This is a genomic window from Agathobaculum sp. LCP25S3_E8, assembly GCF_052117165.1.
Lineage (GTDB): Bacteria > Bacillota > Clostridia > Oscillospirales > Butyricicoccaceae > Agathobaculum.
Genome location: NZ_JBQKJR010000049.1, coordinates 1 through 23,825, shown reverse-complemented (window position 1 = coordinate 23,825; position 23,825 = coordinate 1). Strand labels below are relative to the sequence as shown.

Here is a 23,825-nt window from a genome sequence, read left to right as displayed (position 1 = left end):
AGTACATACTGAACAACTGCTAATTTTAATTCCTCACTGAACAATTCTTTTCCCATAGATTTCTGCACCCCTTTCGTTGACTTTCTTGTCCAACTTTTGGGGTGCAGTTCATGGTACCGATTCCTGTTGACGGCGAGGTGTGGACAATATTAGTCTTTCGCTTTAGAAGGAGATTGCTCAAAAATTTATATCAGCACAGCACAGTCAGAAAGAAATCATCGAAAAATTAAACACATTAATTTCTGAGAAAATCTCCATTTAAACAAACGGGGAGCATTCAAATGCAAAACGAGTGCTCCGATATTCCTAGACGGGGGGATAGCCTCTGCACGAACATAAAGGGGTGTCCAGAGGGGCGCAGCCTCTTTGGCTCTGGGTTTCCAATAGGGGCGAGCAGCATCCCTGTTGGCACGCGACTTTCCCACGGAAAGTCTAGTGTGTTATACCTTTGTGGAGTAGATGGCAGCCGGAATTGTAGCACACCTCGTAAAGTGTGGCTACAGTTGCGGCATTCTGGCGGGAAAGGTTGCCCCTTGCGGGGCAGCATAAGCGACAGAAAAAGGCTGGCAGGCGGTGCGGGCAAGCACTGTCTGTCAGCCGTGTCATTTGCGGAACAAAGGTATATCAAAGCCCCCGTCAGCCGCTGCTTCCCATCGTATCAGAACCACCACGGCAGCTTTCCGCGCAGGCTGTCCATCGCCTCGCCCTCCACCTTCTTTGTCCAGCTCTCGCTGAGATGGAAATGGAGCGCCGCGCCGATCAGCGGGTGCTCGATTCCATCGGTAAAGCCATAGCGGTACAGCAGATAGGTCTGCTCTCTGGCTGTCAGCTTGTCCAGCGCCGCATACAATTCTATCAGCTGCTCTTTTTGGATATACATTTGCTCCGGCGTTTGGGTGTGAGGGTCGGCTATGGCTTCGATCCGCAGCATCCGTTCATCCTCTGAGAGAACGTCATCCAGATATACTCTCTGGAAGCCGGGGCCGTCTTTCTTATCCACCATCCGTTGCTCAAATAAACCGAGGGCGGCGCGGATGCAGTCCGTCATGGCGTTGCGGAGCGCCGGTGCTGCATAGGTCAGAAATTTCATGCCCCGTCCGGCATCAAACAAAGGGATCGCGTTCAGCAGGCCGATACTTCCCTCCTGCATCAAATCATCCAAATCAATTCCAATATCATTTTCATCCAGCCCCATGTTTCGGTATTGCTCCAGCGCAATTTTTCGGATGAATCCCAGATTCTTTTCCAGCAGAATGTCACGGGCAGCCGTATCCCCTTTCTGTGCCAGTCTGCACAGCTGCTCATTGCTCCGGGTCGGCATTTTGCTTCTCCTGCGCGTGGTCTAAGGTGGATTGGAGAAATTCCGTCAGCGCCTGACCGAACTTGTCTAATGCTTCCTTTTGCACACCGTCCATCCCCGCTGCGCTCTGGGTGACGGCGGCGGAAATCATTTCGGGCGTGATGGTCGGAGTATGAACATCCGCCCCTTTGGTGAGTTCGGTAAACATCTGCTGAGTGATGCCCTTGGTCAAGGACTGCGCTGCTGTGAAATCGTTGCCGATCTCTTTCTTCACTTCCCGCAGCGCCGCCATAAATGTGTTCTGTATCATCGTCAGGTCTGCCTGATATACGGGAACTTTCTGCCGGTTGACAGTTCTGGCCGCCTGCACCGCAGCGTCTGTTTTATTGTTTCGGCGCAGCATGGCGCTGAGAGTAGTAAGCATCTGGTTCTGTCCGGCGAAACCGGCGGCCAGCGTATCGTCAAAATATTGCTCAATCATATAGGTGACTTCTGCAAAGCGAGGGCTTTCCAAAAGGCGGTTGACGATCTCTGCATTGGCTTTTCCGGTGTACAGATTCCGCGCCGCCTGCACCGACAGGCCCAGTTCTTCAATATCAAAATTTGTCCGGTCGGGCGTGTTGACTTCCCCCAGCAGGAAATCTGTGGAGACTTCAAACACTTTCGCAATGCGGAGCAAATGTTCTGTGCTGATCTTATCAGTCTTACCGCTGACAAACCGGCTGATGGCGCTCTCGGTGCTGCCGATGCGGGTCGCCAGCTGTGCCTGGGTAATTTTATGTTCCTTCATAAGCTCCTGCATCCGCTGCCGGATATTGCCGGGCAGATAGGCTCCCTCCATGTGACGCACCTCTCTTCTGAAAACTCTCTTTATCCATTATACCTGATAAAACCAGCGCGGGCAAATGCTTTCCGCTGGCTTCGCCGCTCTGAGGTCTTGCATTTTTGCAAGATTTCAGGGCGGCGTTTTTTCATTTCTTGCACTTTTAGCGGATTTTTCGGTTTATAGGCTTTTTCCCCGTATATTCAGGCAGACGGGCAGATACCGTCAATAAATAATGGAGGACAAAGCCTATGAATTTATTTGAAACTGTAAAATCCGCTGTCACCGTGAAGCAGGCCGCCGAATACTACGGCTGTAAGGTCAACCGGGGCGATATGATCTGCTGCCCCTTCCACGATGACCGGCATCCCAGCATGAAGCTGAACAGGGATTATTTCTATTGCTTTGGCTGCGGGGCTACCGGGGATGTGATAGATTTTGTGGCGCGGCTGTTCGGCCTGAGCAGCTACGAGGCCGCAAAGAAGCTGGCCTATGACTTTGGCATCGACCCGGACAAGCCCCCGGCAGCGATGGCTTTGAAAAAGCCCTATCCGCTGGCGCGGGCTTTCCGCAACGATGAGATACACTGCCAGCGGGTGCTCTGCGATTATCTGCATCTGCTGGAACGCTGGAAGGTCGAATATGCCCCGCAATCGCCGGAGGATGAACTGGATGACCGCTTTGTGGAAGCCTGTCATATGATCGAGTATGTAAATGATTTGTTGGACGTTCTCATGTTTGCGGAACTGAAGCAGCGTGTGAAAGCGGTGGATATGCTGCTGAAGGACGGAACTATCACCGCGCTGGAGCAGCGGCTCAGACGTCTGGAAAAGGAGGTGCAGCACCGTGGCGAAGAACGAGCAATCGCGTGAGGCCAACCAGCCCATCTGGTTTGACGGCAAGAGTATCAATGAAGCCCTGTTTTGTGATGATTTTCTCGGCAGGCACAAAATCATCTACACAAACGGGGCTTTTTTCACGCCTGATGGCCGCGTGACCGATGAGCTGCCACTGCGTGGAGAAATTTTTGAGGAACTGAAATGCTGCGCGGTCAGCAATATCCCCCGCAAAATCAGCAATATCGTGGAGCTGATGAAGCTGGCGGCGCTGGTAGAGGATTTCCCGCCGGAGGCTGACCGCATTCATCTGGCAAACGGCACGTTGTTTCTGGATGGCTCCTTTACGGAGGGAAAACCGGACATCGTGCGTTGCCGCCTGCCGGTGGCCTATAATCCCGATGCGCCCACGCCGACCCGCTGGCTGGCTTTTCTGGATGGGCTTCTTTACCCGGAGGACATTCCCACTTTGCAGGAATATATCGGCTACTGCCTGATCCCCAGCAACAAGGGACAGCGCATGATGGTCATTAAGGGCAATGGCGGCGAGGGTAAGAGCCAGATCGGCGCGGTGCTGTCCGCCCTGTTCGGCAGCAACATGAAGGACGGCAGCATCGGCAAAATTTCCGAGAACCGTTTTGCTCGCGCTGATCTGGAACACATTCTGCTGTGTGTCGATGATGATATGCGGATGGAGGCCCTGCGGCAGACCAACTATGTCAAATCCATCGTCACCGCACAGGGTAAAATGGATTTGGAGCGTAAAGGCAAGCAGAGCTATCAGGGATGGATGTGCGCCCGGCTGCTGGCATTCAGCAATGGCGACTTGCAGGCTCTCTTTGACCGCAGTGATGGCTTTTATCGGCGGCAGTTGGTGCTGACCGCCAAAGAGAAACCTGCCGACCGTGTGGATGATCCCGACCTGGCAGAGAAGATGAAGGCCGAGGTGGAGGGCATTCTGCTGTGGGCTTTTGCGGGATTGCAGCAGTTGGTAGCGAACAACTTCAAGTTCACCGAGAGCCAGCGCACCAAAGAGAACCGGGAGGCCGTCAAGCGGGACAACAATAACGTGTTTGATTTTCTGGAATCCGAGGGCTATATCCGGCTGAAAGCGGATGCGTCCATCAGTTCAAAGGATTGCTACGACATTTACCGGATGTGGTGCGAGGAAAATAGCCTGACTGCACTCAAACGCCGCAGCTTCAGCGATGCTCTGGTGGCAGCCTGCGGTAAGTACAATCTGGAACACTGCAACACGATTACCAATTCGGCAGGACGCCGGGTATGGGGCTTTATGGGGATCGAGGCAGTGGCAAGGCCGCATATAAACGAGTTTACGGACGCTTCACAGTGTACGTACGTACCGGAAGACTGGCGGGATTGATTTCCGATCTGGTCGCCGGTACGTATGTACGCAGCGATTGACCCTGTTACCTCATATATTGTAGAGGCGCTTCATTTGGATAAAGTGGTCGTGCCCATTTTGGGTACACCTATTTTGATGTGTAAAAGTGGTTATGGATATTTTGTCCACCACCAGAACCGTGAAATTCTTCGCGCTTTTGTGCTGTGAAGTAGGTGTGGTCATTTTGACCACACCTGAAGCGGTCAGTAAAAGCGGTGATTTTGCAGGCATATTTTAGAGCAATCTCAAAACAGCGAAATGTTTCTCTTTTATCCGTATACAGTTCGCCGGATGGCGGCTCACGGAACGACGTACAGATTGCAGCATTTTGTGACAATACAGCCCGAACAGTGAAAAGTCCCGCATTTCTGTAAAGTCGAATATTCCGCCGTTGACCAACGATACGCAGGGAATCATTTCTATCGCAAAACAGCATTTGCACAAATTTCACCATTGACCAAAGCCGGTGCGCTCCCCAGCGTAGCCGGTTCTTTTTATGACGCAACCGAAAATCATGTTTTATCTATCAAGTGACAAAGGGCTTCACTTGCGAAAATGGAGGAATATATTTTATGAAGTCAAGTATCCGAAACGAAATCAAGGCGCAGATCATCCGCGCCGGTTACACCATGCAGGAAGTCGTTGACCAGCTGCACGATGAGTATGGGTGGAGCGACAGCGTATCCAATCTTTCCGGAAAATTGCAGCGGGAATCGCTGCGGTATCGGGAGGCCGTGGAGTTGGCTGACGTGCTGGGATATGACATTGTCTGGCAGAAACGGAGGGATTGAGTATGGAAAAAGCACAATACGCGATTATGCGATTTGCCAAATATAAGGGGCCTGAAATCGGCAATATCGAGGCCCATAACGAGCGCACAAAGGAAAAGTACGCCAGTAATCCCGATGTGGATACCAGCCGAAGCAAGTACAACTTCCATCTGGTCAAACCGCCCGGCAAGTACCGGGCCGAGTCAGAGAGGCAAATTGCCGCTGCCGGATGCCGTACCCGGAAAGACAGTATCCGTATGATCGAGACGCTGTTCACAGCCAGCCCGGAGTTTTTCAAAGGGAAAAAACGGGCGGAGATTCGTGTGTTTTTTGAAGAGGCCCTGCATTTTCTGGAACAGCATCAATCCAAAGAGACAATTATATCCGCTGTGGTGCATATGGACGAGAAAACGCCCCATATGCACCTTTGTTTTGTCCCTCTGACGGAGGACGGCAGGCTCAGTGCCAAAGACATTATGGGCAACAAAAAGAAGCTGACCTGGTGGCAGGATGAGTTCTGGAAACACATGGTCAAGAAGTTCCCGGATTTGGAGCGTGGTGAGAGCGCCAGCCTGACCGGGCGCGACCACATACCGCCCCGCGTGTTCAAGGAGATGACCAGACTGACCAAACAGAAAAGCAAACTGGAGGATCTGCTCACTGGAATCAATCCCTTTAACGCCAAAAGCCGGGCGGAGGAAATCTGCAAAATTTTGGACACCTATCTTCCCAGTGTGGAGAAGATGGACACGCTGCTGCGGAAATATGGCGTGGCCTTCACGAAAACAGCATCCGAAAACAAAAAGCTGAAAACTAAAAATGCCGAACTGGAAGAATCTCTTGCCTCGGCACAGAAGGTCAGCGCGTTAAAACAAATCGAAGACTTCAAGCTGCGGCGCGACTATGACAGTGCCGTGGCGATATTGGAGCAGATACCGCCAGAAGTATTGGAACTTTATAAACACCCGCATAAAAAAGAAAGGGAAACTGCCTATGATCGATGAGTGGAGCGGTTTTGCAGACCTGCTGGCCAACCTGATTGAGAAGTACGCTTCGGAGTTGGATGTCGAGAATCTGCCCGCTCCGGCGGTTCCGCTTGAGGATCAGGACACCGCGACAGCAGATAAAAAAGAATCTGTTTTCAAGCCGGAAGCGGTTGCAGGCAAAATTGCCGCATGATATAATAGACGTGATATAAGAGTCCAAACAAATTTGTGATTGAAAACCGAGGTGGATGCGAATGGAATACTCAAACGATAACCTGTTCGGTTCTGAAATGATGATCTATACAACGGAAGATGGTTTAACCAAAATTGAGACAACCTTTGACGGCGATACCGTCTGGCTTTCTGCTGATCAGATGGCCGAGCTGTTCCAGCGGGATAAATCCACGATTTCAAGGCATATCAAGAATATTTTCACCGAAGGTGAGCTTGTACGCGATTCAGTTGTTGCAAAATTTGCAACAACTGCTACGGACGGGAAAACCTATCAGGTTGAATACTACAATCTTGATGTGATTATTTCGGTCGGCTATCGTGTAAAATCCAAACGCGGCACCCAATTTCGCATTTGGGCAACTGGGATTCTGAAAGAGTATATGCGAAAAGGGTTTGCCTTGGATGATGAACGCTTGAAAAATTTAGGTGGCGGTGGATACTTCAAGGAACTGTTGGAGCGCATCCGGGATATCCGCGCCTCAGAGAAAGTATTTTACCGGCAGGTTTTGGAAATCTACGCTACCAGCATCGACTATGATCCCCATGCGGAGATTTCTGTCCAGTTTTTCAGAAAAGTCCAGAATAAAATCCACTATGCCATTCATGGGCAAACAGCGGCTGAGGTCATTTACACGAGAGCGGACGCTGAAAAGGAATTTATGGGACTTACCACATTTGCCGGAAAGCACCCCACGCTAAAAGAGGCTGTAATTGCAAAGAACTATCTGAATGAAAAGGAACTTCGTGCAATGGGTCAGCTTGTTTCCGGGTATCTGGATTTTGCGGAACGTCAGGCGGAACGGGAACAGGTTATGACCATGAAAGACTGGGCGGAACATCTGGATCGCATTCTTTCGATGAGCGGCGAGCAGCTGTTGCAAGGAAACGGGAGTGTGAGCCATAAACAGGCCGTGGAGAAAGCAACCACCGAATACAAAAAATACAAGGCCCGGACGCTTAGTGAAGTGGAAAAGGACTATCTGGATTCCATCAAGGTGCTGGAGCAGAAGACAGAGAAAAAATAAGAGGCTGTAGTTTCCCTATGGAGAGCAGACAGATGAAGAAAGAGAAGACAAAAGTTTACACCTATACCAGGGTCTCCACCGCTATGCAGGTGGACGGCTACTCGCTGGATGCCCAGAAGGCCAAAATGAAAGCCTACGCAGACTATAACGATTATGAGATCGTCGGCGAATACGAGGATGCGGGAAAGTCCGGCAAGTCTATCGAGGGCCGGGCGCAATTCAGCCAGATGATGGAGGACATCAAATCCGGCAAGGATGGCGTGTCCTATGTTCTGGTGTTCAAATTGTCCCAGTTTGGCAGAAACGCGGCGGACGTGCTCTCTTCCCTTCAGGTCATGCAGGATTTTGGCGTCAATCTGGTCTGTGTGGAAGATGGCATTGATTCTTCCAAGGACGCTGGCAAATTGATGATCTCTGTTCTATCTGCTGTGGCGGAGATTGAGCGGGAAAATATCCGTGTCCGAACCATGGAGGGCCGCATTCAAAAAGCGAGAGAAGGCCGCTGGAATGGCGGCTTTGCACCCTATGGGTATCAACTGGTGGATGGGAAATTGGTCATCAACGAGGAAGAGGCAGAGGCCATTCGTGTCATCTACGACCAGTATGTTCACACGGACATTGGCGCAAACGGCATCGCAAAGTATCTGGAAAACCACGGTATCCGCAAGATTCCCCGGCAGAATGGGAAGAATCCCCTATTTGATGCACACCTGATCCGACTGATTCTGAAAAATCCTGTGTACTGCGGAAAAATCGCCTATGGTCGCCGTAAGATGGAAAAAGTGCGCGGCACAAGGAACGAGTACAAGCTGGTGGAGCAGGACAACTACCTGCTGGCAGATGGGCTGCATGAGCCCATTGTTTCGGAAAAAGCCTGGCAGGCAGCACAGGTGAAGCTGCTGGCACAGGCCAAGAAATACGAACACGTCAATCGCGGGAAAGATGAACACGTACATCTGCTCTCCGGCATTGTAAAATGTCCTGTCTGCGGAGCCGGAATGTATGGGAATAAAAGCATCAAGCACAAAGCGGACGGCACCAAGTACAAGGATTTTTATTATTACGGTTGCAAGCACCGCTCCATGATACGTGGGCATAAGTGCGATTACAAAAAGCAGATTCGGGAAGAACTGCTGGACGATGCCGTGGCAGAAGTCATTGTAAAGCTGGTGAGCAATCCGAAGTTTGCTGCCATGATGCAGGAAAAGATCAACATGAAGGTGGATACTGCCGCCATTGACCAGGAGATTGCAAACTACGAAAAGCAGCTTCGCCAGCACTATTCTATCAAATCAAAGCTGGCGGAGGAGATTGATTCTCTCGACCCAGACGATCGACACTATGTACGGCGCAAGGCTGACCTTGATGACCGCCTTTACAGGATGTATGATAAGATTGAAGATACAGAATCTCTGCTGATTGCCGCCAGAGCTAAAAAGCAGGCCATTGAAGCAGAAAAGCTGACCGGCGACAATATCTATAAAGTGCTGATCTATTTCGAAAAACTGTACGGCGTGATGAATGAAACGGAACGGCGGCAGTTGATCGAGGCGTTGATCTCTGAGATTCAGATTTACCCGGAGCGCCAAGCCAATGGACAGTGGTTAAAATCCATCAAGTTTAAGCTGCCGATTATCGAGGAAGACATGAGTATCAGTTTGGACAATGAAGAACAAGTCGAGACGGTAGCGCTTCTGCAAAGGGAAGGCTGATGGGGAGCGCGCCATGCGCATGTTTCTCTGCGGATGAATCGATTTGCATTGGGTAAAATCCGTTTTGTGTGCTTCAAAGATGAATATAAAACAACAACCGGTCGACAGTAAAGTCCGTCGACCGGTTGCGGATGTATAAAGAGACAACTGATCAGGTTGTCGGCAGGCAGCTCACGCTGCATACCTCTTGGTCTTCAAGCAGATATTTCATGCTGCGCATGATGGTATCGTGCGATGCACGCAGAACAACATCATAGCTAGCGATGCCGTCCTGTTCGCGCGTGACCGTACTCTGAACAAGTTGAATTTTGTGTTCTGTGATGAAATCAGAAAAGCGTGACGGGAATTCGCCGCTGCCTTTGACGGTAAACTGTAGATGGCTGGTTTGGCTGGGCTCGGCGTTTACTACGATATAATGCATGCAGACTTGCAGTACCGCCACAACGATAGTGGTAAAAATACCGATGACAAACATACCGGATCCAATCGCCAGACCGATACCTGCGGTGGCCCAAATGCCGGCAGCGGTTGTCAATCCCTTGATGGTGTTGCCATGTTTGAAGATGACACCCGCACCTAGAAAGCTGATACCACTGACAACCTGTGCTGCAACACGTGCAGGATCGGCGCCGCGTGTGCCGTTGAATACTTCGCCGGCGGTGCTGGTCAGATCAGCAAAGCCGTATTTGGAGACAATCATCAGCAGTGCGGCGGCACAGCAGACAATTACGTGCGTGCGGATACCCGCTTCTTTTAGACGGCGGCTTCGCTCGAAGCCGATGCAGGCACCACACAAGCAGGCAACCAGAATACGGATGAAAAAGTCCAGTTCCTGCAGGGCGGAAAATTGACTGTTGAGATACGCGGTTAGTGTCATATGTACATAGCTCCTTACCAAAGATTTTGCGTGCGCTTGCGCTTGCGTACAGCGGGGAACGGATGGGTTTTATCCGGATGATGGGAGGAAAACTCCCGATGCGGCAGTTCGCAGGCTTGCACGACATGGGGTAGGTATAGATGCAGTGCCGCCTGCATTGGCAGTGTGTCGTAAATATCGTGTGTATCATGTTTCCAATACATAGCCTCATCTCCCCTTGATTTTTTGTGCTGGATTTTGTATAGTTAATTATACGCAAGAAAAGCTATAAAGTAAAATTAGAATTCTCTTGTGTATATATAAAATTCTGTTATAGGAGGCTGCTATGCTTGATCCCAAGATTTACTCTCTTTTGCAAGTTTACGAGTGTGGAAGTTTCATGGCAGCGGCCAAAAAGTTGTCGATTACCCAGCCGGCGGTTAGCCATCATATCAAGGCATTGGAACAGGAATTGCATGTTACTATCTTTGAACGACGCAATGGGAAGGTGACTTTGACACGTGAAGGAGAAGAAGTCATCAAATGTGCGAAGAAAATGCAGGGATTGTATCAAAATCTGCGGCAGGATCTGAGAGACAGCAAAAAGCTGGTTTCCCATCTGACCATTGGTGTAACGCATACGGCGGAAAGCAATCCAATCGCAGAGGCTTTGGCAAGCTATTGTGCCCAAAATGATCATATTATTATTAAAATGATTACAGGCACTATAAAAAATCTTTATAGTAAGCTCAAAACATACGAAATTGATCTGGCCATTGTGGAGGGACGAATTACCGATCCCGGTATCCGCTATCTGCTGATGGATACGGATTATCTAGTGCTTGCTGTTTCGGTTAACCACCCCTATGCAAAGCGAGGCATGATTACACTTTCCGAGCTGAAAAAAGAGCGCATGATTCTGCGCCTGCCCAATTCCGGCACGCGCAATCTGTTTACTGCGCATTTGGAGAGCAACAACATGAGCTTGAGCGAGTTCAATGTTATTCTCGAGCTGGACAACATCGCTACGATTAAGGATCTGATTCGGCGTGATTTGGGCGTGTCCATTTTGCCTAAGAGCGTGTGTCTGGACGAGCTGAAAAAGAAGAAGATGGTCGTATTGCCTGTCGAAAATCTCAGTATGGTGCGTGAAATCAACATCGCTTATCAAAGCGACTTTACGCAGATGGATGTGCTGCACGATATCGTCAAATCCTACCGTGAGACACTGCGGCACTATCAGTGAGAGTATGCTTGGGGTTATACCGATGGGTTTTAATAAAGAAATATTGGCTTAAAATATCAATAAACGAGAAAAGGAGACACATATTATGGCGGTATCCCGTGAAACCGTGCTGTTTTATGAACCGGAGGGCGGGGCGCAGGGCGCGCTGCTCAAATCCATTCTGGTGCGCATGGGCGTGCGCATTAAAAACGTCTCGTCGGAGGCGGTGGGACAAACGATTGGCTGCCTGCTGGGTCGCAAGGGCTTTGATGCGCGCGAAAATCCCGAAGCGCCTGTGCTGGACGAGCCGGTGTTGGTCATGGACGGATTTACTGATAAGCGGTTGGAAATCCTGCTGCGGGAGATGAAGAAAAGCGGCATTTACGTGCCATATAAGGCGATTGTGACCGAAACCAATCTGGGATGGCTGTTCCATCAGCTGTATGATGAGCTTTCTGAAGAGCACAAAGCGATGCAGGGCGGAAAATAAATGTTTCCTTTTTGCAGAAAGCTGTTATAATAGGACTTATCCGGTGGATGTTTGGCTAGTGCCGGGACCGGATGCTAGTGTGTGCATTCCTGCCAGATGTCTGTGGATTGGAATGCATGGATGAAATAGCGAAAAGGAGTGTTGAAATATGGCAGTTTTAACGATTACTAAGGAAAATTTTGCGAGTGAAGTTATGGCGTCTGAAAAGCCGGTGCTGCTTGACTTTTGGGCAAGCTGGTGCGGCCCCTGCCGTATGGTATCACCCATTGTGGACGAGATAGCGGAGGAGCGGACCGACATTAAGGTTGGTAAGATTAACGTCGATGAGCAGGGTGAGCTGGCGCAGCAGTTCGGTGTGATGAGTATTCCGACGCTGGTTGTGATGAAAAACGGGCAGATTGCAAACAAGGCAGTCGGTGCAATGCCCAAGGAGAACATTCTGGCGTTGCTGTAAGACAAAATGAAAAACGGAAGCGGTTTCCGCTTCCGTTTTGTTTTGTCATGCTTTGCGCACAAATTTGATGGCGCTCATGGCAGCCTGCGCTCCATCTGAGACGGCTTTAGCCACTTGCAGCAGTCCGCCGGTGCAGTCGCCCGCAGCAAACAGACCGGGAACCGCAGTTGCCCCATCTTCGCTGACCTGAATTTTGTTTCCATCCAGCTGCGCACCCAGCTTGCGGGCAAAATCGCCGCTGCCTGCCGTGCCGTAAGCGATGAACACGCCGTCGACTGCGAGCGGGTCGCCGGTCTGGAACGTTACGCGCGCAACCTTGTCCTCGCCTTCGACCGCTGCGACCGGACGTTCGTCCACATGCAGCCCTTCGGGCAGGCCGGTTGGTGCGGGTGCGCCACTTGTCAACAGTGTCACAGAAGCTGCAACCGGCAGCAGAGTGCGCGCTTCTTCCAGCGCATATTCGCCTTCGCCCAATACAGCGACTGCTTTGCCGCGATAGAAAAAGGCATCACATATTGCGCAATAGCTGACACCGTGCCCCTCCAGCTCACGTACACCTGGAATTGGCGGCGTGGCACGCGGAGCACCGGTGGCGAGGATGACTGCATCCGCAGTGAATGTGCCTGTGGTTGTTTTGACAGTAAATCCTTTTTCAGCGTACTCGACGCCGGTAACCTCGGTCTGTACCAGTTGTGCGCCCAAGCGTTCTGCCTGTGCACGTCCGCGCGTGAGCAGTTCGGGGCCGGAAATCACATCGGTAAAGCCGAAGTAGTTTTCAATTTTATCGGTTTTGTCCAGTGCACCGCCGTCTTTATAGGCGACAGTGGTCTGGATGCCAGCGCGCGCTGCATAAATGGCGGCGCTCAGTCCGGCGGGGCCTCCGCCGATAATGAGAACAGATGGCATAGCTTACTTCCTTTCGTCACTTATCGGTTTCCTGCATAAACCAGTTTTGATATGCATTTTGCAGTTTATCCAGTAAAACGGTATCCTTGCCTCCGACCGGCTTTTCATCCACATGACTGACCGAAATGCAGTGTGAGCCGGTGGAAAGAATCATGATTTCGTCTGCGTTCATCAGCTCATCCACGGTGAACGGTGCAATACGCGAAGGGATACCTAGCTTTTTGCACAGCTGCAAAAAGTGCATGCGCGTGATGCTGGGCAGAATGAGTTCGTCTGCCGGGGGCGTGCAGAACACACCGTCCTTGAGAATCGCAAGTCCGGAATGTGCTCCTTCGGTCACGCGGTCACCACGGTGAAACACGACTTCGTCGCAACCTGCTTCGACCGCACGTTGCATAGCCATGCAGTTGGGGATGAGGTTAAGCGTTTTGATATTGCAGTGGAAAAAGCGTGTGTCCTCAACGGTGATGAGCTTGTACGGCTTATCGTGGCGGTCAAGCGCACACGGCTCCGAGAACGCCATCAGGCTGGCCTTGGCATTCGGCGGGAAAGCATGCATGCGATGTGCAACTGCGCGCGTTGACTGCCAGTAGAGCATATGCGGCTCATCCGAATCCAGACGGCAGATCAAATCGTTCAGCACCGCCGCCAGATCTTCGCGCGGCATCGGCGGGGCAATACGTAGAAGTCGTAGGCTGTTATAAAATCGGTTCAGATGGTCGTCCAGTGCAAAGATTTTTTTGTTGCGTACCATGGCCGCGTCGTATACACCGTCACCAAAATAGAAACCACGGTCGGTGATCGGGGCTTTGACCTCGTCGATTGGGCCAATTGTACCGTTATAATATGCAATATCCCTCATCAGGCATATCCCTCCTTGTCATATAGTCTGCTTTCAGTATAGCGGCTTTATAGGTGCTTTGCAAGAGCGAGAAAATGTGATAGAATAGACAAAACAGGAGAGTGATTTTTGATGAAAACGCTGCTGCATATCTGCTGCGCGCCGTGCTCTATTGCCTGTATTGACACGCTGCGGCAGGAGGGCATTGAGCCGGTGGGTTTCTGGTACAACCCGAACATCCACCCGTTTACCGAATATAAGATGCGCAAGAATACGCTGGTCGAGTACGCGAAAAGCATCGACCTAAAGCTGGAGATTGAAAATGAATATGGTCTGCGCCGGTTTATTGAGGGGGTGTACCCGAATTTCGATAACCGCTGTGCGTTTTGCTATACGCTGCGCTTTGAGGAAACCGCGCGGTATGCGGCGGAGCACGGTTATGATCAGTTTACTTCAACGCTGTTTGTCAGTCCGTATCAGAACCATGAACTGATGAAACAAGTAGCCGAGCGAGCAGCGGAGAAGTATGGCATTTCATATCTGCACCGTGATTTTTCGCCTCGATTCCGCGAGGGACAGGATAAGGCGCGAGAGTTAGGATTATATATGCAGAAATACTGCGGCTGTATTTTTTCTGAGGAGGACCGGTATAAGAAACGGCCAAAAAAGAAAAAGACCGAGGAGAATGCTTTACAAACGGGACAGTAAATGATATAATACTTTTTGTACCCGCGCCCGTAGCTCAGCTGGATAGAGCGTTGGACTCCGACTCCAAAGGCCGTGCGTTCGAATCGCATCGGGCGTACCAAAATGTGTTGATGAAAGATGCAACGCAGAAAACGCCGCACAAGAGTGCGGCGTTTTCACATATAATGCGCCACTTTTAGGATGAAAAAGTTGCAAAAACTCGATTTTTCAACATTTCAGTTTTTCCGCGCGAGAGGCGACATTTCAGAGATGCAGCAGAGCACTCTTGCGGACTGGTGTGACTTGAACACCGAGGCTAAAAAAGAATGAAGAATAAGAAGGCAGGCCGCCGTTCGGCTCCCCATGTGGGAGAGAACGGCGGCCTTTTCTGTTACATTGGTGCTTATGTTGCTTTCGCCTTGTTTGTCTATCATTCCTTGGTGGTGTTGGTAATAGCTTTCTCGTAACCTTTCGGGTATGCTTGCGTTACAAAAATACGAAAGAGGTGTCCGAGAATGGCAACCACCAAAAACTTGTGCGCTCAGATCCCCATTGACCTGCATGAGCGGGTCAGCGAAGAACGGGAACGGCTGGGCCAGACCACCAGCGAGTACATCGCCAACCTCATCCAAGACTATTACAACATGATGGAAAATCAGAAAGGCGGCATTCAAATGACTGAAAAAGGCAGAACCATGGCATTCCAGATTCCCGAAGAACTCTTCCAGCGCATCAAGCGTCACTTGGAGCGCGAGACGCTCCGAACCGGCAAAAAGCTCACCCAGCGAGACTTCGTGCTGAACCTGATCACGCAGGCACTGGACGAAGCGGACACTGAGAACGCCACGGAGCAGAATACCCACACTGAGGCCCCTGTCGCGCCCTGTGTAGCCAACGAGACCGTCCCCACAGGCACGGACACCCCCAACGAAGATAAAGCCGTGTAAGCCCACATAAAAGCCAAAACAAAAGAACACGATTTAGGGAAAAGCCACCCAGGGCATCCGAGATATTCGGATGCCCTGAGTGGCTTTTTGCGTTTCACCAGAGAGGAGGACATCACAATGACAAGCGAGATCAAAAGACGATTCACAGACACAGAAATGCAGACTGCCAGAGAAACCGACCTTCCGGAGCTGCTGACCCATCTGGGTTATCAGGTCAAACGCATCGGCAGGTACTACACCACCGCAGAAATGGACAGCTTGCGGATCAAGGATCGACGCACCTGGTTCCGCTACTCTCAAGGCATCGGCGGCGATGCGATCACATTCCTGCAGCAGTTCTGCGATAAAACTTTTCCGGAGGCAGTAGAGTACCTGCTGACCTTTCAAGGCAAGGCCAGAGACGCTCCTGTCAAAACAAAACCAGTCACCAAGCAGGACAAGCCGTCAGAGCAGTTTGCATTGCCACCGCGCAATGCCGATGACCGCCGCGTATTCGCTTATCTTCGCAAACGCGGCATCGCCGCACAGGTGATCCGTCAGTTTATGAACAGCGGATCACTGTATGAGGATGCAGTCCATCACAACTGCGTTTTTGTTGGCAGGGATCACACCGGACAAGCCAGATATGCAGGACTGCGCGGCACCTATGACCGCGACGGGAAAGGGTTTCGCGGAGATGTATCCGGCAGTGACAAAAATATCGGCTTCGCTATACCTTGCGATCCTGTTTCCGACCAAGTCCGAGTCTTTGAAGCGCCTATCGACCTCATGAGTTATTACACCCTCCACCGAAGCTGCTGCAATGCAGTCGCCTTGTGCGGTCTGTATGATGGCGCCTTGCGAACCTATCTTCGGAACAATCCCCAGATCAAGCGGATCGTTCTTTGTTTGGATATGGATACACCGGGACAAGAAACGGCGGAACAGCTCCGAAAAAAATACGCGGAACTGGGATATGAGATATCGCAGGAGAAGCCCCGCAGCGGGAAGGACTGGAATGAGTACCTGCAAAAAAGGAAAGCGCTGGAAAGGGGGCGATGACGCGATCGATCCACAATAGCCGGAAAAAACAACAAGGAGGAAAACACGATGAGACCGAGGAAATTTGTTCGCAGCACGGCGCTCGTGCTCGTGCTGACGGCAGCGCTGACTGTCACTGCTTTCGCGGCAGATCCCACACAGCAGCCAGCAACCAAAACCGACAATAAGTCTTCGTATTATCCCACTTCGGTGGAAATGACCGAAGATGACGCCGGGAATCCCATGATCCGAAAGACCTACCAGCTGAGCGTTTCAGATGACCCGCAAAAACTCCCTGTCGCAGACTTTGAGCGCGACGGCAGACGGTATTACCTTTTGGACATGACGAAAGAGGATAAGATCGGCGTAGATACGAAAGAACACAGCGAAACGGTCAAGCTGTCCAGCGATACCAAAGAGATGGAGCAGATCCTCCAGAGACTGGACGCGCAGAAAGAGGTCACCACAGAGGATGGTCATACCGGAGTTCTGACACTGGACCATACCAGCGTCAAGGTAACTGCGGACGGGTATGGTACAAAGAAACGCACCCTCTCAGCGACGCGCACCTATCCCAATTTGTCGGATGCCGATGTAGCTCTGATTCCCAAGACGATTCAGGACAATGGCCATACCCTCACGCTGGCAGATGTCCGGTGGGACAGCGCTTACCAAACCGAAGCAGACGAAGCCGTGGTGCGCTACTGTGCTACCGCACAGTACACCGGCGAAAGCAGCAGTCAGTATGTGACCGGTTACACGGTCACTGCGGATTACTCCGGCAGGGTCACAAAAACAAGCTGTGATACTGTCGTTTACACAGCAATCTTTGACAGTATGCCTCTGGAAGCGGAACAGCCGGTGGAAGAAACGAATCACCGCCTGCCCATTGTGCTTGGCGGCGCGGCACTGCTGGGAGCAATTCTCGGCGGAGCAGCAACACAGATCAAAAAGAAAAAAAGAAAGGGGGACGAATCGTGAAAATGAAATTTCGCGGCCTGATCGCGGCTGCGGCTCTCTGTACTCTGTGTGTTGGACAGGCCAGCGCATTGGAATATACCGTAGATGCGCCGGAGGACTATCTGTTCGGCACGCCCACCAGTGAAGGAACTGTGTATGAGCAGGAATCGAACAATGTGGATCGCGGGAAAAACACCGCCCTGATCCCGCCCGGTTTCGGAACGGCCACCAGCTATTTGCCGGGCAGCGGCGAGCCGTTGACGCCGAACCTGCTCCCCGGCGCAATGTCCGGCGGACTGATCAGCTCAGTCAAAACGGATAGCAGCGAAGTGAGTTATCCAACAGTTGACTCGACTGCGGATCGTTGGACCGGTACATCCTTTACGGCGGTCACGCCAAACCTCTACTACAACAGCGATCATCTGGGAACTTTGAGCATTCCGTCCATCGGTCTGAATGTCAAGGTCTACCAGGGCACAGACAGTGCCGCACTGCGGAAAGGGGCTGGACACTTCTCAGAAACGAGCGTATGGGACGGAAATGTCTGCCTTGCGGGGCATAACCGAGGCGTTGCCAATCATTTCGGCAAGATCCATACGCTGAAAACAGGAAACATCATCACCTATACGACGAAGCTCGGCACCAGAAGCTACACGGTCCGCAGTGTTTCCAAGGTGCTGTACACCGATACCAGCGGAACCTCTGCTTCTGATGAGAACTGCCTGACTCTGTACACCTGTGTCATGGATCAGCCCTCGTACCGATGGATGGTCCGAGCAGCAGCACAATAAATTGGAGGTGTGACCTTGAAAAAACGATTGATTTCTATGTTCCTTGTGCTGGTGATGGCGCTTGGGATGCTCCCGACCACCGCACTTGCCGCCAGCAGCACCATCGGCGGTGCGCTAGGCGAGGTGAATATCACCAACGGCGGCTATAAAATGTCTTATCTCAGCATGAACGGCGTTGTCCGTTCCCAGTCCTACACTTACTTCAACTTTAAGTCGGCCAGCGGCGCGATCAAGGAAATCCCGGCCTACTGCATCAACCCTACAACAAAGGGGGTGCCTCAGTCGGTCAGTCCCGGCACGAGCATCAAATATATTGCAAACGAGGCCAGCAACGACCCGAAGATCGTCGGCATCATCGCCAATGGCTACCCGCATCGTGGTCTGTCTGAACTTAAGCTGGACAATAAGTATCAGGCGTACTACGCCACGAAGATGGCGCTCTGGTGCTATCTGATCGACGGCTGGAGCATTGATCGGCTGACGGTCAACCCGTCCCTGTCCGGTGTGGAGAGGGAATGCGGCGAAAAACTGCTGGCGGCGGCAAAGGACATCTACAAACGCGGTATCTGGTGGAACCGTGTGCCGCAGCCTACCATCACCGTAACGGCGGACAAGGACTCCGCCTATCCCGTCACCATAGACGGAAAGGAATACTTGCAGCAGGTGTTCACAGCGGATTCGGAAACATGGGTTTGCGACTATGACATCGACATCGGATTCACCATGCCCGATGAAGTGCCGGAGGGCACCCGCATCGTAGACATGGACAACAACGACATCACTAAGATCAGGACCTCGCCCAATGGTGCCAGCTATGCCGGTCAGTTCAAAGTGCTGTACCCCAAGGACAGCGTAAGCGACCAGACCGGCGCGGTGCAGATGTCGCTCCACGCCAATGTCTACAAGTATGCCATCTACTATGGCCTATGCGCGGAAACCAGCAAGTATGGCACCCTCCAGCGCTATATGTGCGACACCGATCCTACGACGGAAATCCGCCAGTCTACCTTCAGCCGCTATTCTTCTACGCCGTCTGATACCCCGGACGAACCGGAAACGCCCACAGAAACTACCCTTATCATCAAAAAGGTAGAAACCGGAACGAATACGCCCCTTTCCGGCGCAACTTTCGAGGTAAAGGCACCGGATGGGACGGTCCTCGGCAGCTTTGTCACGGATACCAGCGGCAAAATCATTATTCCGCTGACCCTCTCCGGCCAGTATGTCATTACAGAGAAAGCGGCGCCCAAGTGGCACCTGCTGGGCACGGAAACCACCAAGACCGTTTCCGTGGACTACGGCAATACCGCGACTGTCACCTTTGAAAATGCACCCTACGGCAATCTGCGCGTGGACAAGATCGATGCGGACAGCGGCGCTTCTCTCGCCGGTGCGACTGTGGAGATCAAGCACATCGAAAGCGGCGTCACCCAGACCGGCACCACCGACCTCGGCGGCAGTGTGTACTTCGACAAGCTGAAGCCCGGTGCATATCAGGTGCGCGAGGTGTCTGCCCCCGGCGGCTATATCAAGGACGACCAGACCTACACCGTGAATGTGACCTCCGGCACGGAAACCAGCTTCGTACTGAAAAATCAGGCAAAGCCGGGCCTTATCATCACCAAGTACGATGAGCAGACCCATGAAGTCCTGCCCGATGTGACCTTTGAAGTTTACCGTGATACCGTCCTCATCGGCTCGTTCTCCACGGATGAGATGGGCCAGATCCGCCTGACTGACCTCCATCCGGGAACCTATCTGGTGAAAGAGGTTTCCACCAGCGCGGGCTATGTGCTGGACAGCACGCCGCAGCAGATCGAATTGACCGCAGGCGGCGGTATCAAAACGCTGACTTTCTTCAACACCGTCAAGCCCGGTATCCACATCATCAAGGTGGACAGCCGCACGATGGAGCCGCTGACCAATGCCAAGTTCCGCATTTCTCTGGTGGGCGGCACCTTCTCCAAGGAATATGTGACCGACAAGAACGGTGAGATCGACCTGACCGCACTGGAGCCGGGCGCATACACTGTGGAGGAGATCACCGCGCCGAATGGTTATCTGATGGACGATGATATCCAGGCAGTGGACGAGGAATTGAAAGCGGGGGCCGCGGCATGATCGGAATGAAGGATCAATACTTCGGCGTTGAAGTAGAGATGACCGGCATCACTCGTGAGCAGGCGGCAACAGCGCTGGCCGCGTATTTTGCAACGGACGCCCGCTATGTGGGCGGCGCTTACGATAAATGGTGTGTGACGGATCGGGACGGCAAAGAGTGGACGGTCATGAGTGACTCCAGCATCCACGGGGAGCAGAAGATCGGCAGCGGCTATCGTGCAACAGGTGACTACAGATACCGCGTGGAGATGGTAACGCCAAAGCTCACCTATGCGGAACTGCCCAAGCTGCAGGAGTGTGTCCGGCAGGTGCGTCACGCAGGGGCCAAGGCCAACAGCTCCTGCGGCATCCATGTCCATGTGGACGCCGCAAACCATAACCGGCATAGTCTGAAAAACCTCATCGGCATCATGTACTCCAAGGAGGATATCCTGTTCAAAGCGCTGCAGGTCAATGAAAGCCGGGCGTCCCGCTGGTGTCAGAAGGTGCGGGAACCCATGCTGAAGCAGGCACGCAGGCTCTCGTCGGATGAGACAAGGGACCTGACGCAGCTGGAGAATATCTGGTACGAGGGAGATAACGGCAGCGCAGACCACTATAACTGGACCCGCTATTACGCGCTGAATCTGCATTCGGTCTTTTACCGGGGGACGGTGGAATGGCGCTGTTTCAATTCCACGCTCCATGCGGGAAAAGTCGCCGCCTATGTGAATCTGTGCCTTGCCATCTCCGCCCAGGCTATTGCCCAGCGCAGCACGGTCATGCGCAAGACCCACAGCGACAATGAGCTGTTTACCTTCCGGGTCTGGCTGGTGCGGCTGGGACTCAACGGCGAGGAATTCAAGCATACCCGTGACCACCTGTTGGCAAATCTGGACGGTGATCGGGCGTGGCGTTTCGATAAGGACAGCTATGCAGTCAACAAAAAGAAGAAAAAATCCAGAGAAATGGAGAGGTGAAGCCTTTGAAGATTCAAATTGAAGATACCATGTACGAAGGAACCGCAGCCGGGATCATGGAACAGCTTCGGGATCTCAGCTTTGATCCCACAGAGTTCCCGGATGTGGAGACCTACATCTGGTTTGTACAGAATAATGTCATCCGCACCACGGGAATGGACTGTCCGCTGCCGGATGGCGATGCGGAGACACAGGCGGCAGCCCTGCTCCGTCATCTGGAACGCTTTGGCGCTCTAACGATGCTGGAGGTGTGATATGGAGGAAAACCTGTATTTTGCCTACGGCAGCAACCTTGATCTGGAGCAGATGGCGCAGCGCTGTCCGGATGCCGAGATCGTGGGACCGGTCAGGCTGGAAAACTACGAACTGCGGTTCCGCGGCAGCGGCTTTGCTACCGTTGCGCCGAAAAAAGGCAGCGTTGTCTATGGATTGCTGTGGAAGCTCACGCCAAACTGCGAACAGTCTCTGGACCGGTACGAGGGGTATCCCCGCCACTACACGAAAGAAACCGTGACGGTTAAAGACGCGGCTGGCGCAGAGATCCCCGTCATGGTCTATATCATGGCAGAGCCTTATTGCCGCCAGCCTGCACTGCCGTCCCCATATTATTACCGCGTGATCCAGCGAGGCTTTGAAGCCAACGGCCTGCCGGTGGACTCCCTTCGGGATGCGTGGAGCAGGACCATTGACGAGGTGTTCTCCGGAAAGCTGGATAAGCCGAGGAATAAGAAATCGGAACGACACAAAGAGCCGGAACGGTAATGGCTCTGCCGCAGCAGAAAGAAATAGCCTGTTTGCAATTTCCGCCGCGTGTGTTACAATATCCCCTGTTTGCGGAAGGGGTGCGGATATGTTTTACACGATGGAGGAAGCCGCTGTCATCGGAGGATTTCTGGAACTGTATCTGGAACGGGATAGTGTTGCCCCGGCCGTGCGGGAGCGGCACCGGAAATTCCGGCAGGGGCTGCTGGGCGGCGCACTGGAACGGACCGATTATGAATGGGCTGCTGCGGCGCTGGGATTCCTGCGCCCCCAATGGTGGCCAGAGCATGAAGATCATCGGGCGTTGGAGAATGCCCTACTGAAGACCCGGACGCTGGCATCCAAAAAAGAATAAGAATCACCATTTGCGGCAACGGCAGAGGAATCTGTCGCTGCCGCTTTTCTTTTGAAGAAGGAGGAACCCATATCAGCACAGAGAAAATGAAAGTCCTTGTGGTGCGCCCCATGGAACTGCCTGCGGTGCAGGAGATCGACCACACTCTTTCTGCCATGCAGGAGCTCGTAGGCGGCACCATTCAGGCAGTCTACCCCTTCGATGACCCGGTGGCGCTCGTCTGCAATGACGAGGGCAAGCTGCTGGGCCTGCCGTGGAACCGCGCCCTGACCGATGATCACGGTGTGCCGTATGACATTGTCTGCGGCACATTTTTTGTTGCCGGTCTTAAAGAGGATGATTTTGCCTCGCTGACGGAGCAGCAGATTGAAACGTACAAGGACAAATACAGCCATGAAATGATCCTTTCTGTTCCGAAACAGCCGGAGGCACAAAAGAAACCAACGAAGAAGGAGAAGCATGAATATGAAAGATAACTGCATTCTGACTGCTGAGTCAGTCACCGAGGGACATCCCGACAAGCTCTGCGACACCATCGCGGACGCGGTGGTGGATGCCTGCCTTACGCAGGATGCCGCTGCCCGCGTTGCCTGCGAGGTCATGGCCACAGCCGGAAAGATCATCGCCGCAGGCGAGATCACGGCAGCGAAGATTCCGGACATCCCTGCCATTATTTGCAGGACGGTGCGGGAAGCCGGATACGGCGGCAGTGACCATGAGGTGGAGGTCATCACCCATGAGCAGAGTCCCGACATTGCGGAAGCCGTGTGTGGCGGCACGGAGACCGGCGCAGGAGATCAGGGAATCCTGTACGGCTTTGCCTGCGATGAAACAAAGGAGCTGCTGCCTCTGCCTGTGGTGCTGGCGCATCGACTGACCCGCCTGTTGACCGATACCCGCAGACAGGGCATCATCCCCGGCCTGCGTCCGGACGGCAAGGCGCAGGTGTCTGTGGAATACCGCTCTGGAGTCCCGTACCGCATTGCCGCAGTGGTGGTATCCTGCCAGCATGAGGAGGAACTGCCCCTGCCGGAACTGCGCCGGGACATCCTGCTCCATGTGATCCGGCCCGCCATGCAGGAGCTGCCGCCGGATGAACATACAGAGGTGTTGATCAACCCCTCGGGTCGATTTGTCCAGGGCGGTTTTGAAGCGGACACCGGGCTCACCGGACGCAAGCTGATGGTGGATACCTACGGCGGCCTCGCCCCTCATGGCGGCGGCGCGCTGTCCGGCAAGGATGGAACGAATGGAGTGATACAATAAAACCGCACACCCAAGGTGGTATAATGAAGAACAGAAAGGGTGTTGAAGATGGGACAGAAATACAGTGCAGAATACAAGGCAGACGTGCTGAAAT

The 23,825-nt window shown here is 52.6% G+C and carries 28 protein-coding genes, 1 tRNA gene and 1 pseudogene; 23 read left to right on the top strand and 7 right to left on the bottom strand.

The genetic code is table 11. From position 1 onward, the window contains the following. Positions 1-658: 658 nt before the first annotated feature. Positions 659-1,321, bottom strand: coding sequence for a sigma-70 family RNA polymerase sigma factor (locus tag ACTQ34_RS13950; protein ID WP_441364337.1), 663 nt, complete (start codon positions 1,319-1,321; stop codon positions 659-661). Then, a complete protein-coding gene (locus tag ACTQ34_RS13945) occupies positions 1,302-2,141 on the bottom strand; it encodes a helix-turn-helix domain-containing protein (RefSeq protein WP_015534243.1) in 840 nt (279 codons plus the stop codon). The genes ACTQ34_RS13950 and ACTQ34_RS13945 overlap by 20 nt, the downstream gene beginning before the upstream one ends. A gap of 233 nt (positions 2,142-2,374) precedes the next feature. Here ACTQ34_RS13945 and ACTQ34_RS13940 point away from each other — a divergent pair, with 233 nt between their 5' ends. After that, positions 2,375-2,995 (top strand): CHC2 zinc finger domain-containing protein, encoded by a 621-nt coding sequence (locus ACTQ34_RS13940; protein ID WP_015537325.1) that lies wholly within the window; start codon positions 2,375-2,377, stop codon positions 2,993-2,995. Further along, positions 2,970-4,343 carry a DNA primase family protein gene (locus tag ACTQ34_RS13935; protein ID WP_087240476.1) on the top strand — a complete coding sequence of 458 codons (1,374 nt, stop codon included), beginning with the start codon at positions 2,970-2,972 and terminating at the stop codon, positions 4,341-4,343. The genes ACTQ34_RS13940 and ACTQ34_RS13935 overlap by 26 nt, the downstream gene beginning before the upstream one ends. 109 nt (positions 4,344-4,452) lie before the next feature. Here ACTQ34_RS13935 and ACTQ34_RS13930 read toward each other — a convergent pair whose 3' ends face one another. Next, entirely contained in the window at positions 4,453-4,806 is a 354-nt protein-coding gene (locus ACTQ34_RS13930; RefSeq protein WP_441364336.1) for a hypothetical protein, read from the bottom strand. A gap of 130 nt (positions 4,807-4,936) precedes the next feature. Between ACTQ34_RS13930 and ACTQ34_RS13925 the strand changes: the two genes are divergently transcribed. The 5 genes from ACTQ34_RS13925 (at position 4,937) to ACTQ34_RS13905 (ending at position 9,091) form a co-directional block, all read left to right on the top strand. Continuing rightward, entirely contained in the window at positions 4,937-5,155 is a 219-nt protein-coding gene (locus ACTQ34_RS13925) for a hypothetical protein (protein WP_015534241.1), read from the top strand. 2 nt (positions 5,156-5,157) lie between these two features. Beyond that, positions 5,158-6,138 carry a MobV family relaxase gene (gene mobV, locus ACTQ34_RS13920; RefSeq protein ID WP_441364335.1) on the top strand — a complete coding sequence of 327 codons (981 nt, stop codon included), beginning with the start codon at positions 5,158-5,160 and terminating at the stop codon, positions 6,136-6,138. Beyond that, positions 6,128-6,313 (top strand): hypothetical protein, encoded by a 186-nt coding sequence (locus ACTQ34_RS13915; protein WP_441364334.1) that lies wholly within the window; start codon positions 6,128-6,130, stop codon positions 6,311-6,313. Before mobV ends, ACTQ34_RS13915 begins: the two co-directional genes overlap by 11 nt. 61 nt (positions 6,314-6,374) lie before the next feature. Next, on the top strand, positions 6,375-7,379 hold the full coding sequence (locus tag ACTQ34_RS13910) for a virulence RhuM family protein (RefSeq protein ID WP_263042538.1): 1,005 nt from the start codon (positions 6,375-6,377) through the stop codon (positions 7,377-7,379). Between the two features lie 32 nt (positions 7,380-7,411). Then, complete coding sequence (locus ACTQ34_RS13905; protein WP_441364333.1) at positions 7,412-9,091, top strand: recombinase family protein; 1,680 nt, start codon at positions 7,412-7,414, stop codon at positions 9,089-9,091. A 151-nt stretch (positions 9,092-9,242) separates the two neighbouring features. Here the strand turns inward: ACTQ34_RS13905 and ACTQ34_RS13900 are convergent, their stop codons facing one another. Together ACTQ34_RS13900 and ACTQ34_RS13895 are read right to left on the bottom strand one after the other, a co-directional pair. Further along, positions 9,243-9,968 (bottom strand): MgtC/SapB family protein, encoded by a 726-nt coding sequence (locus tag ACTQ34_RS13900; RefSeq protein WP_441364332.1) that lies wholly within the window; start codon positions 9,966-9,968, stop codon positions 9,243-9,245. A 14-nt stretch (positions 9,969-9,982) separates the two neighbouring features. Beyond that, on the bottom strand, positions 9,983-10,171 hold the full coding sequence (locus tag ACTQ34_RS13895) for a hypothetical protein (protein ID WP_441364331.1): 189 nt from the start codon (positions 10,169-10,171) through the stop codon (positions 9,983-9,985). Positions 10,172-10,293: 122 nt separating this feature from the next. On the opposite strand from ACTQ34_RS13895, the gene ACTQ34_RS13890 reads away from it, so the two are divergent. The 3 genes from ACTQ34_RS13890 to trxA all read left to right on the top strand — a co-directional run bounded on the left by ACTQ34_RS13890 (position 10,294) and on the right by trxA (position 12,116). Continuing rightward, complete coding sequence (locus ACTQ34_RS13890; protein ID WP_441364330.1) at positions 10,294-11,193, top strand: LysR family transcriptional regulator; 900 nt, start codon at positions 10,294-10,296, stop codon at positions 11,191-11,193. An 85-nt stretch (positions 11,194-11,278) separates the two neighbouring features. Next, a complete protein-coding gene (locus ACTQ34_RS13885) occupies positions 11,279-11,662 on the top strand; it encodes a DUF3783 domain-containing protein (protein ID WP_441364329.1) in 384 nt (127 codons plus the stop codon). Between the two features lie 148 nt (positions 11,663-11,810). Then, positions 11,811-12,116, top strand: coding sequence for a thioredoxin (trxA, locus tag ACTQ34_RS13880; protein WP_373163632.1), 306 nt, complete (start codon positions 11,811-11,813; stop codon positions 12,114-12,116). A gap of 45 nt (positions 12,117-12,161) precedes the next feature. Here trxA and ACTQ34_RS13875 read toward each other — a convergent pair whose 3' ends face one another. Together ACTQ34_RS13875 and ACTQ34_RS13870 are read right to left on the bottom strand one after the other, a co-directional pair. Further along, positions 12,162-13,022: an NAD(P)/FAD-dependent oxidoreductase gene (locus ACTQ34_RS13875; protein ID WP_441364328.1), complete on the bottom strand. Its 861-nt coding sequence runs from the start codon at positions 13,020-13,022 to the stop codon at positions 12,162-12,164. 16 nt (positions 13,023-13,038) lie between these two features. Continuing rightward, entirely contained in the window at positions 13,039-13,884 is an 846-nt protein-coding gene (locus tag ACTQ34_RS13870) for an aminotransferase class IV (protein WP_441364327.1), read from the bottom strand. A gap of 111 nt (positions 13,885-13,995) precedes the next feature. Here ACTQ34_RS13870 and ACTQ34_RS13865 point away from each other — a divergent pair, with 111 nt between their 5' ends. The 13 genes and pseudogenes from ACTQ34_RS13865 to ACTQ34_RS13805 all read left to right on the top strand — a co-directional run. Then, positions 13,996-14,571, top strand: coding sequence for an epoxyqueuosine reductase QueH (locus ACTQ34_RS13865; protein WP_441364326.1), 576 nt, complete (start codon positions 13,996-13,998; stop codon positions 14,569-14,571). 23 nt (positions 14,572-14,594) lie between these two features. Then, a tRNA-Arg gene (locus ACTQ34_RS13860) sits at positions 14,595-14,671 on the top strand. 394 nt (positions 14,672-15,065) lie between these two features. Beyond that, on the top strand, positions 15,066-15,497 hold the full coding sequence (locus ACTQ34_RS13855) for a translation initiation factor 2 (protein WP_441364325.1): 432 nt from the start codon (positions 15,066-15,068) through the stop codon (positions 15,495-15,497). A gap of 117 nt (positions 15,498-15,614) precedes the next feature. Continuing rightward, positions 15,615-16,538, top strand: a complete 924-nt coding sequence (locus tag ACTQ34_RS13850) for a DUF3991 and toprim domain-containing protein (RefSeq protein ID WP_441364324.1) — start codon at positions 15,615-15,617, stop codon at positions 16,536-16,538. A gap of 48 nt (positions 16,539-16,586) precedes the next feature. Further along, a complete protein-coding gene (locus ACTQ34_RS13845; protein ID WP_441364323.1) occupies positions 16,587-17,498 on the top strand; it encodes a hypothetical protein in 912 nt (303 codons plus the stop codon). Between the two features lie 2 nt (positions 17,499-17,500). Further along, complete coding sequence (locus tag ACTQ34_RS13840; RefSeq protein ID WP_441364338.1) at positions 17,501-18,268, top strand: class D sortase; 768 nt, start codon at positions 17,501-17,503, stop codon at positions 18,266-18,268. A 15-nt stretch (positions 18,269-18,283) separates the two neighbouring features. Continuing rightward, positions 18,284-20,389, top strand: coding sequence for a SpaA isopeptide-forming pilin-related protein (locus ACTQ34_RS13835; RefSeq protein WP_441364322.1), 2,106 nt, complete (start codon positions 18,284-18,286; stop codon positions 20,387-20,389). Then, a complete protein-coding gene (locus tag ACTQ34_RS13830; RefSeq protein WP_441364321.1) occupies positions 20,386-21,348 on the top strand; it encodes an amidoligase family protein in 963 nt (320 codons plus the stop codon). The genes ACTQ34_RS13835 and ACTQ34_RS13830 overlap by 4 nt, the downstream gene beginning before the upstream one ends. Before the next feature lie 5 nt (positions 21,349-21,353). Next, entirely contained in the window at positions 21,354-21,602 is a 249-nt protein-coding gene (locus ACTQ34_RS13825) for a hypothetical protein (RefSeq protein WP_441364320.1), read from the top strand. Position 21,603: 1 nt separating this feature from the next. Beyond that, complete coding sequence (locus ACTQ34_RS13820; RefSeq protein WP_441364319.1) at positions 21,604-22,110, top strand: gamma-glutamylcyclotransferase family protein; 507 nt, start codon at positions 21,604-21,606, stop codon at positions 22,108-22,110. Between the two features lie 88 nt (positions 22,111-22,198). After that, entirely contained in the window at positions 22,199-22,465 is a 267-nt protein-coding gene (locus ACTQ34_RS13815) for a hypothetical protein (RefSeq protein ID WP_441364318.1), read from the top strand. A gap of 86 nt (positions 22,466-22,551) precedes the next feature. Continuing rightward, complete coding sequence (locus ACTQ34_RS13810; protein WP_441364317.1) at positions 22,552-22,941, top strand: DUF3846 domain-containing protein; 390 nt, start codon at positions 22,552-22,554, stop codon at positions 22,939-22,941. Then, a pseudogene (locus ACTQ34_RS13805) lies at positions 22,931-23,713 on the top strand (methionine adenosyltransferase domain-containing protein); the annotation flags it as partial. The gene ACTQ34_RS13810 and the pseudogene ACTQ34_RS13805, both read left to right, overlap by 11 nt. Positions 23,714-23,825: the final 112 nt, after the last annotated feature.

What these genes read in the sequence shown, in the direction of transcription:
- ACTQ34_RS13950 (WP_441364337.1), bottom strand. Translation starts at nt 1,321, where the DNA reads ATGCCGACCCGGAGCAATGAGCAGCTGTGCAGACTGGCACAGAAAGGG.
- ACTQ34_RS13945 (WP_015534243.1), bottom strand. Translation starts at nt 2,141, where the DNA reads ATGGAGGGAGCCTATCTGCCCGGCAATATCCGGCAGCGGATGCAGGAG.
- ACTQ34_RS13940 (WP_015537325.1), top strand. Translation starts at nt 2,375, where the DNA reads ATGAATTTATTTGAAACTGTAAAATCCGCTGTCACCGTGAAGCAGGCC.
- ACTQ34_RS13925 (WP_015534241.1), top strand. Translation starts at nt 4,937, where the DNA reads ATGAAGTCAAGTATCCGAAACGAAATCAAGGCGCAGATCATCCGCGCC.
- mobV (WP_441364335.1), top strand. Translation starts at nt 5,158, where the DNA reads ATGGAAAAAGCACAATACGCGATTATGCGATTTGCCAAATATAAGGGG.
- ACTQ34_RS13915 (WP_441364334.1), top strand. Translation starts at nt 6,128, where the DNA reads ATGATCGATGAGTGGAGCGGTTTTGCAGACCTGCTGGCCAACCTGATT.
- ACTQ34_RS13910 (WP_263042538.1), top strand. Translation starts at nt 6,375, where the DNA reads ATGGAATACTCAAACGATAACCTGTTCGGTTCTGAAATGATGATCTAT.
- ACTQ34_RS13905 (WP_441364333.1), top strand. Translation starts at nt 7,412, where the DNA reads ATGAAGAAAGAGAAGACAAAAGTTTACACCTATACCAGGGTCTCCACC.
- ACTQ34_RS13900 (WP_441364332.1), bottom strand. Translation starts at nt 9,968, where the DNA reads ATGACACTAACCGCGTATCTCAACAGTCAATTTTCCGCCCTGCAGGAA.
- ACTQ34_RS13895 (WP_441364331.1), bottom strand. Translation starts at nt 10,171, where the DNA reads ATGTATTGGAAACATGATACACACGATATTTACGACACACTGCCAATG.
- ACTQ34_RS13890 (WP_441364330.1), top strand. Translation starts at nt 10,294, where the DNA reads ATGCTTGATCCCAAGATTTACTCTCTTTTGCAAGTTTACGAGTGTGGA.
- ACTQ34_RS13885 (WP_441364329.1), top strand. Translation starts at nt 11,279, where the DNA reads ATGGCGGTATCCCGTGAAACCGTGCTGTTTTATGAACCGGAGGGCGGG.
- trxA (WP_373163632.1), top strand. Translation starts at nt 11,811, where the DNA reads ATGGCAGTTTTAACGATTACTAAGGAAAATTTTGCGAGTGAAGTTATG.
- ACTQ34_RS13875 (WP_441364328.1), bottom strand. Translation starts at nt 13,022, where the DNA reads ATGCCATCTGTTCTCATTATCGGCGGAGGCCCCGCCGGACTGAGCGCC.
- ACTQ34_RS13870 (WP_441364327.1), bottom strand. Translation starts at nt 13,884, where the DNA reads ATGAGGGATATTGCATATTATAACGGTACAATTGGCCCAATCGACGAG.
- ACTQ34_RS13865 (WP_441364326.1), top strand. Translation starts at nt 13,996, where the DNA reads ATGAAAACGCTGCTGCATATCTGCTGCGCGCCGTGCTCTATTGCCTGT.
- ACTQ34_RS13855 (WP_441364325.1), top strand. Translation starts at nt 15,066, where the DNA reads ATGGCAACCACCAAAAACTTGTGCGCTCAGATCCCCATTGACCTGCAT.
- ACTQ34_RS13850 (WP_441364324.1), top strand. Translation starts at nt 15,615, where the DNA reads ATGACAAGCGAGATCAAAAGACGATTCACAGACACAGAAATGCAGACT.
- ACTQ34_RS13845 (WP_441364323.1), top strand. Translation starts at nt 16,587, where the DNA reads ATGAGACCGAGGAAATTTGTTCGCAGCACGGCGCTCGTGCTCGTGCTG.
- ACTQ34_RS13840 (WP_441364338.1), top strand. Translation starts at nt 17,501, where the DNA reads ATGAAATTTCGCGGCCTGATCGCGGCTGCGGCTCTCTGTACTCTGTGT.
- ACTQ34_RS13830 (WP_441364321.1), top strand. Translation starts at nt 20,386, where the DNA reads ATGATCGGAATGAAGGATCAATACTTCGGCGTTGAAGTAGAGATGACC.
- ACTQ34_RS13820 (WP_441364319.1), top strand. Translation starts at nt 21,604, where the DNA reads ATGGAGGAAAACCTGTATTTTGCCTACGGCAGCAACCTTGATCTGGAG.
- ACTQ34_RS13815 (WP_441364318.1), top strand. Translation starts at nt 22,199, where the DNA reads ATGTTTTACACGATGGAGGAAGCCGCTGTCATCGGAGGATTTCTGGAA.
- ACTQ34_RS13810 (WP_441364317.1), top strand. Translation starts at nt 22,552, where the DNA reads ATGAAAGTCCTTGTGGTGCGCCCCATGGAACTGCCTGCGGTGCAGGAG.